At 73.5% G+C, this 6,630-nt stretch carries 7 protein-coding genes; 2 read left to right on the top strand and 5 right to left on the bottom strand.

Translation table 11 applies throughout. The annotated features are described in order from the left end of the window. Nucleotides 1–100: 100 nt before the first annotated feature. Complete coding sequence (locus ACW62_RS31565) at nucleotides 101–850, bottom strand: GNAT family N-acetyltransferase (RefSeq protein WP_053208105.1); 750 nt, start codon at nucleotides 848–850, stop codon at nucleotides 101–103. Between the two features lie 41 nt (nucleotides 851–891). Between ACW62_RS31565 and ACW62_RS31560 the strand changes: the two genes are divergently transcribed. Both ACW62_RS31560 and ACW62_RS31555 read left to right on the top strand, forming a co-directional pair. Beyond that, nucleotides 892–1,275: a nuclear transport factor 2 family protein gene (locus tag ACW62_RS31560; RefSeq protein WP_053208104.1), complete on the top strand. Its 384-nt coding sequence runs from the start codon at nucleotides 892–894 to the stop codon at nucleotides 1,273–1,275. 89 nt (nucleotides 1,276–1,364) lie between these two features. Then, the gene (locus ACW62_RS31555) at nucleotides 1,365–2,318 is read left to right on the top strand and encodes a siderophore-interacting protein (RefSeq protein ID WP_053208103.1); all 954 of its coding nucleotides are present in this window, start codon (nucleotides 1,365–1,367) and stop codon (nucleotides 2,316–2,318) included. A 15-nt stretch (nucleotides 2,319–2,333) separates the two neighbouring features. On the opposite strand, the gene ACW62_RS31550 is transcribed toward ACW62_RS31555, so the two are convergent. The 4 genes from ACW62_RS31550 to ACW62_RS31535 form a co-directional block, all read right to left on the bottom strand. Further along, complete coding sequence (locus tag ACW62_RS31550) at nucleotides 2,334–3,140, bottom strand: SDR family NAD(P)-dependent oxidoreductase (RefSeq protein ID WP_053208108.1); 807 nt, start codon at nucleotides 3,138–3,140, stop codon at nucleotides 2,334–2,336. Between the two features lie 11 nt (nucleotides 3,141–3,151). After that, nucleotides 3,152–3,565, bottom strand: coding sequence for an MmcQ/YjbR family DNA-binding protein (locus ACW62_RS31545; protein ID WP_053208102.1), 414 nt, complete (start codon nucleotides 3,563–3,565; stop codon nucleotides 3,152–3,154). A 158-nt stretch (nucleotides 3,566–3,723) separates the two neighbouring features. Next, nucleotides 3,724–5,202, bottom strand: a complete 1,479-nt coding sequence (locus ACW62_RS31540; protein ID WP_053208101.1) for an FGGY-family carbohydrate kinase — start codon at nucleotides 5,200–5,202, stop codon at nucleotides 3,724–3,726. 3 nt (nucleotides 5,203–5,205) lie between these two features. Further along, nucleotides 5,206–6,615, bottom strand: coding sequence for an L-fucose/L-arabinose isomerase family protein (locus tag ACW62_RS31535; protein WP_053208100.1), 1,410 nt, complete (start codon nucleotides 6,613–6,615; stop codon nucleotides 5,206–5,208). Nucleotides 6,616–6,630: the final 15 nt, after the last annotated feature.

Raw genomic sequence — 6,630 nt, 5'->3', positions numbered from 1 at the left:
TGGCCGAGCTGCTCGCCAAACCGGCAGCAGCATGAACCGTTGCTTACACCGCTGGACGCCGCCTCCGGTATGCCCCTTTGATACCGCGGCTACTCCAAGATCAACGGGGTGGGACGACGGCGCGGGTGGCGAACGTCTGGCCGACCCGGAAGCCGAGGCGCTCGTACATGCGGCGGGCGACGTCGTTGTCGGCGTACATGCCGAGCGTGACCGCCCGCGCACCGGCGACCAGACCGGCGCGCGTGACGGCGGCGGTGACGTCGGCGCCGTAGCCACGGCCGCGGTGGGCGGGGTGGGTGGCGATCGCCTGCAGGTGCCACACGCCCGGCGCCTGGTCGCGCTTGGCGGCGCACGCCACCAGTGCGCCGGACGCGTCGCGCAGACCGAACCACGTGCGCACGTGGTTCGGGTCGCCGGGCTGCGCCGACGTCCGCGGCGACGACACCCGCAGCAGCTCGCGCAGGTCGGCGTCGTCGGCGGGGCCGAGCGGGCGCACCGCCTGCTCGCCCGGGCGCGGCGTCGGCGCGTCCGTCGTCCAGAACCAGTCCCAGTCGTTGCCCTCGCCGAGTGCGGCGCCGACGTACGGCACCGCGTCGACGGGGATCGAGACCCGCGGCACCGGAACCAGCTCCAGCACGGCCGTCACCAGCCGTCCGGCCTCGACGGCGGAGCCGACGGCCGCCAGCGCCGGCCCGCGCCGGCCCTGCACCGTCCAGCCGGCGGCGCCGCCCAGCGACCACGCGCGTTGGAAGCCGCCCTGGTGGTGATCCCAGCGCACGACGGGGTGTCCCCCGCTCGCCGCCACCAGCGTGGCGTGATCGGGCAGCTCGACGAGCGAGGAGGTCAGCACCGAATCAGGGTAACGACGCTGTCGGTGAGACGATCGCGGGCATGACGACTCCCGAACCACGGGCCTTCGCCCGCGACTGGCTGGCCGCCTGGAACGCCCACGACGTCGAGGCGGTGCTGCGGCACTTCCACGACGACGTCGTGTTCACGTCGCCGGTGGCGGCGCGGGTGCTGCCGGAGACCGGCGGCGTGCTGCGCGGCAAAGAGGAGTTGCGCCGCTACTGGACCGAAGGGCTGCGGCAGATCCCCGACCTGCGGTTCGCCGTGGAGGCGGTCTACGCGGGCGTCTCGGCGCTCGTCATCACCTACCGGAACCAGAAGGACGTGCTGGTCAACGAGGTGCTGATCTTCGACGGCGACCGCGTGCGCGAGGGCCACGGCACCTACCCGGGCGACGATCCGAACCCGGCCGGGGCGCGCGACTGACGAAGAGTTCGGGGGCCGGAGGTGCGATCAAGGAACTCATCGGTTAGCCTCCCCTAAGTAAGGCGAAGCAACCTTCACACGGGGACTCGATGACCATCGCGACCACCGAGCGTGCCGTCCGGCGCGCCGCAGACGTGCCGTCCTGGCGCCCGTTCCGGGTGACCGTCGCGCGCGTCCAGCACCTCACGCCGTGCTTCCTGCGCATCACCTTCACCGGCGGCGACCTCGACGAGTTCGGTCACGACGGCCCCGACCAGCGCATCAAGCTCTACCTGCCGAAGGCCGGCCAGGCCCTGCCGGACGCCGGTGACGGCGACTGGTTCGCGCGCTACCGGGCCATGGACCCGGAGGTCCGCGGCGCGCTGCGCACGTACACGATCCGCGCCGTCCGCCCGGCGCAGCGCGAGGTCGACGTCGACTTCGCCCTGCACGGCGACGCCGGCCCGGCCTCGGCGTGGGCCGCCCGCGCCGTCATCGGCCAGGAGGTCGCGCTGATCGGCCCGAACCGGCTCTACGGCGCGGACTGCCAGGGCCACGAATGGAACCCGCCGGTCGACGTCAGCGACGTGCTGATCGCCGGCGACGAGACGGCGGTCCCCGCGGTGTGCGGCATCCTCGAGCGGCTGAGGGGCACGCTCGATCCCGGCGCGCGCGTGCAGGTGTTCCTGGAGGTCCCCGACGGCGGCGACGTGCTGCCGCTGCTGGCGCCCGACCAGGCCGAGATCACCTGGCTGTCCCGCCGCCGCCCCGACGGCACCGTCGCGGCCAACGGCGAGCTGCTGGTCGACGCGGTGTGCGCGGCGGAGTTCGGCCGGGGTGCCCGGGCCGCCGCGCTGGACGCGAGCGCCGTCGACACCGTCGACATCGACCTCGAGGTGCTGTGGGAGGTCGCCGCGGCGGCCGGCAGCAGCGCCTACGCGTGGATCGCGGGCGAGGCCGGCGCCGTCAAGACGATCCGCCGGCACCTGGTGCGCGAGCGCGGCATCGACAAGGGCGCCGTCTCGTTCATGGGCTACTGGCGCACCGGCCGCTCGGAGAGCTGACCCGGGAGACACCCCTCAGCGCAGCCGCACCACGCTGCCGGTGAGCAGCTTCGCCTGGTCGGAGACGACCCAGGCGATCACCTCGGCCACCTCCTCGGGTGTGGCGACGTGGCTGTGCTCGCGACTGGCGGCGACGGCGGCGCGGACGTCGTCGGTGACCCAGCCGGTGTCGGTGACCGGCGGATAGACGATGTTGGCGGTGACGCCGTACGGCGCCAGCTCGACCGACGCGGACATCGTGTAGTTCTCCTGCGCCGCCTTGGCCGCGCCGTAGGACACTTCCTCGGGGAAGCCGTGCTGGCCGCCCGACGTCAGCCCGACGATGCGTCCCCAGGTGCCGCCGCGAGCCACGTGGCGGCGGGCGAACTCGGCGATCAGCAGCGCCGGCGCCATGGCGTCGACCCCGAACTGCTGCCGGAACGTCCGCTCGCTGACCTGCGTCATCGGCCGGCCGAACCGGTCGGTCGCGGCCGGCGCGAAGGTGTCCTGGACCCACCCGCTGGCGTTGTTGACGAGGACGTCGACCGGCCCGAGGTGCCGCTCGGCGAGGTCGAACAGCCGGGCCGGCACGGCCGGGTCGGTGAGGTCGGCCTCGACGGCATGCGCGCGGGCGCCCGCCGCCTCGACCGCGGCGACCACCTCGGTGGCGTCGGCGGCGCGGGCCCGGTTGTACGCCTCCTCCTGCCCCTCGGCGTGGCCCGGCCGGAAGTAGGCGGCCAGCACGGACACGCCGATCCGAGCCAGCGCGACGGCGGTGGCGGCGCCGATGCCGGCGTTGGCTCCGGTGACGACGGCGACGTGCGGCGTGGTGACGTTGTTCATGCCGCCCATCCTCACGACGGACGGCGCACCAGCGCCACCAGTTTCTTCGGCGCCAGCGTGCAGTAGCTCTCCGTCATCAGCTCGGCGATCTCGGTCCAGTCGATGTCGTCGACCAGCGCGAGCACGACGACGTCGCGGCCCCAGCGGGCCCGGAAGAACGGCGGCCCGCCCGCGACCAACGCGTCCAGCTCTTCCGCCGGCGCGCGGAACGTGAGCACCGTCACCTCCTCGTCGGCGCCGACCACCCGGGCATACGGCGCCTCGGCGTCGGGCACGACGGTCAGCACGTGCGCGAACGTCCGCCCGCGAACCCGCCAGCGGGTGCCCACCCACGCCTGCTCCTCATAGGCGTCGGGCAGCCCCATGCAGATCTCGCGCAGCGCCTCGACGATCTCCTCGGGCACGTCGTCGTCGTGCTGGATCATCCGCCGAGGCTAGCCGCCCGCTCCGACACTCGACCCCGGAAGCAAGCGAGTGTGTCGGTGCCCGCCCGTAGGGTGGGTGCCCTCCCAGCCGGGCGGGGTGTGCACTCCTGGTCAGCGGCGGGCGAACGCGCACTGCACCCACCGCCGGCCGTCAGCCGTCAGCCGCGGGCGAGCGCGTGCTGCACGTCCGCCGTCCGCTCGTGCAGTTCGCGGTACAGCGGGAACAGCCGGTCGTACACGGCAGCGTCGGCGGGGTCGGGCGCGACGGTGGCGCCGCCGCCGTTCCAGAGGTCGTCCCGGGAGGCGGCGCCGATCGCCACCGCGGCGAACTTCGCGTCGCCGTACGCCGCGCCGACCGTCACCGGGGGCACCTCCTGCGTCACGCCGGTGGCGCTGCTGACGATGCCGGTCCACAGGTCGCTCTTGGTCCCGCCGCCCACCGCGACCACCCGCGAGGCAGCGACCCCGGCGGCGGCGAACTCGGCCAGGTTGTGCCGCACGCCGAACGCGGTCGCCTCCAGCAGCGCCCGGTAGACGTGCCCGGCGCCGTGGCGCAGCGACAGCCCGGCCAGCACGCCGCGCGCGTCCGGGTCGGCGAACGGGGTCCGCTCGCCGTCGAAGTACGGCAGCGCCAGCAGCCCATCCGCTCCGGCCGGCACCGCGGCCGCCTCCGCCAGCAGCTCCGGGTACGGCCGGCCGCCGGTGAGGTCGCGGAACCAGCCGGTGATCGACCCCGAGCTGGCCATGCCGCCGGCCAGTGTGTGCACGCCCGGATGCTGGCCGGCGGTGCCCCACAGCTGCGGATGGGCGACCGGCGCGGCCGTCACCGCGATGAAGAACATCGTCGAGCCGTACATGATCATCACGTCGCCGGGACGCCGGACGTCGACGCTCTCGGCCTCGGCCCAGGCGTCGATGGTGCCGACGGCGACCGGCGTGCCGGCCCGCAGCCCGGTCGCGGCCGCCGCGTGCTCCGTCACGTGACCGGCGATGTCGGTCGGCCAGCGCAGCGAAGGCAGCGCCAGCCCGGGCGCGACGGCGTCGGCCCAGTCCGCGATCCACTCGCCGCGGTGCCGGTCGTACAGCGGCTGCGCCTGGTTCGCCGAGTGGTGGTCCAGGACGTACTCGCCGGTCAGCCGGTACACGACGTAGCCGTTGGCCATGAAGAAGTACCGGGTCCGGGCCCACACGTCCGGCTCGTTCTCACGGATCCAGGCCAGCTTCGGCCCGGCCGACTGCGACGACAGCCGCGACCCGCACCGCGCCAGGATCTCGTCCTCGCCCAGCCGCTCCGACAACGCGGCCGCCTGCCCGACGGCGCGGGTGTCGACGCCGTAGAGGATGGCGGGCCGCAGCGGAACGCCGTCGGCGCCGGCCACCAGCGCCGTCGGCCCGATGCCGCTCACGCACACCGCGCCCACGGACGCGGCGGGGTACCGCTGCATCAGCCGCCGGCTCAGCGTGCACACGTCGGACCACCAGACGGCGTCGGCGTCCTGCTCGACCCAGCCCGGCCGCGGCCGCTGGGTGTCGTGCTCGACCACCTCGACGGCGACGACGTCACCGCCGGTCGAGGCCAGGACGGCCTTGCTGCTGGCCGTCCCGATGTCGATCCCGAGGACGAACTCGGCCGGCACGCCCTACCCGCCCAGCCGCTGGAAGTCGACGTCCAGCTGCCGGCAGACCTGCTCCAACTCGGCCACGTAATCGCCCGGCACCGCGTGGATGTGGTTCGCGCCGAACCGGGACAGGAACTCGTCGGCCGGGACGTCCATGCGGGTGAACGCGTGCGGCCACTCGAACGTCGACTGCCGCGCCAGCTGCTCGTTGACCTCGTCGCCGTAGTCCTCGAACGCGCCGCGCACGACCTGCATACGGTAGCGGCCGTTGTACCGCGTCAGCCGGGCCAGCGTCACGTCGCCGGGCGCCGCGATGTGGTGCACGGACGCGCCGCCGGCCGGGAAGAAGAACACCTCCGGGTACAGGTGGACGCGGCGCAGGTTCTCCGCCGGGTCGTCGCTGCGGGCGGCGTACCAGGTGGCGTGCTGCCCGGAGTTGGCCATGTCCCAGATGTCGCGGTCGGCGTGGTAGTGCCGGACGTCGGCGAAGAGCACCGGGTCGCCGGAGATCAGCTTGAGGATCTGCATGGTCAGCGCGGCGTCCATGTCGGACTCCGTCGCGGTGACGTGGGTCGGCTTCGGGCCCTCCCAGTCGTACGGGTCGTTGAGGAACGCCTCGGTGATGTCCATGGTGGTGAAGTGCGTCGTCAGCTCCGGCTGGCCCTTGATGCCGGAGAAGTCGAGGTTCCATTCGTCGATCAGCTCACGCACCGCGTGGTACGAGCGGATCTGCCGCTCCAGCAGCTCGGGCGTCAGCTGCTTGCCGTCGTAGTGGACGTTGGCGTGCTTCTCGAGCCATTCCCGGCCGGCGCGCGCCCGCGATTCGGGCACGAGCTCGGACCGGCGGACGATCTCCCACTGGTCGATCTCCTCGACGTCGACGCCGAACGTCGACAGCCACTGGTCGGTGTTGGCGACGGCGGTGTACATGCCCATAGGGCGTCCGCCGAACCGGCCGAACGTGCTCCCTCGCAGCCCGCCGACGGCCTGGGCGGCGCGGACGTGGACGAGCAGCCGCTCCAGCGTCGCGGGGTCGGCGACGTCGCCCCAGACCCGGCCGTGCACCCGGCCGATCTGGTCCAGCGAGCCGCCGGCCGCCAGCATGCCGACCATGCCGGGCTGCACCGGGTCGATGTTCGACAGCAGCACCAGCGGCCCCGGCGTCGCGTCGGCGGCGAGCATGGAGAAGTGCGGGAATGCCCACACCGAGTAGTTGAAGATCGTGAGGTCGGGCCGCGCCTCGGCGACCAGCCGGGCCTGGCTGGAGGCCAGCACGTTCGACGACACCAGCTCGGGCGCCCGCGTCACCTCGTGCCCGGCGCCCTCCAGCGCCGCGGCGATCGCGTCCTCCGAGGAGCGCGCCCAGTCCGCGATGTCGCGGTGCACGAAGTCGCGTCCGTCGGAGATCGTCAGCAGGCCGATACGTGCCACGAGCCACTCCCATCA

The organism is Jiangella muralis, assembly GCF_001270745.1.
In the GTDB taxonomy this organism is placed as follows: Bacteria; Actinomycetota; Actinomycetes; order Jiangellales; family Jiangellaceae; genus Jiangella; species Jiangella muralis.
This window is presented reverse-complemented; position numbering and strand designations above follow the sequence as displayed.